1 protein-coding gene is annotated in these 315 nt (G+C 77.1%); it reads left to right on the top strand.

Annotated features, from left to right (window positions below; translation table 11 throughout):
• A partial coding sequence (locus tag GTW43_RS17560; RefSeq protein ID WP_161302965.1) for a GNAT family N-acetyltransferase occupies positions 1–315 on the top strand: 315 nt, incomplete at both ends.

Here is a 315-nt window from a genome sequence, read left to right as displayed (position 1 = left end):
ACCTCGACCTGCTCGCCGGGTGGTTCGCCGACCCCGGGTTCGTCGAGCACTGGGGCGGGATGCCGCTCGCCCGCGAGACCGTGGCCGCGAAGTACGTGGGCCGGCGCCGGCCGCAGGTCGAGTCGCTCCTGGTCGTCGCCGATGACGAACCCGTGGGGTACGCGCAGTACTGGTGCGCGGGCCCGGCGGACGGGGGACTCGACCTGGTGCTGGTCGCCGGTGCGCGCGGCCGCGGGCTCGGGCCGGACGCGGCCCGGGCCCTCGTGCGGCACGTGTGCGGCACCCTCGGATGGGAGCGGGTGACGGTCGACCCGG

Source organism: Streptomyces sp. SID5785, assembly GCF_009870065.1.
In the GTDB taxonomy this organism is placed as follows: domain Bacteria; phylum Actinomycetota; class Actinomycetes; order Streptomycetales; family Streptomycetaceae; genus Streptomyces.
Note: the sequence above shows the minus strand (reverse complement) of the source record. Positions and strands in the feature narration are given on the sequence as shown.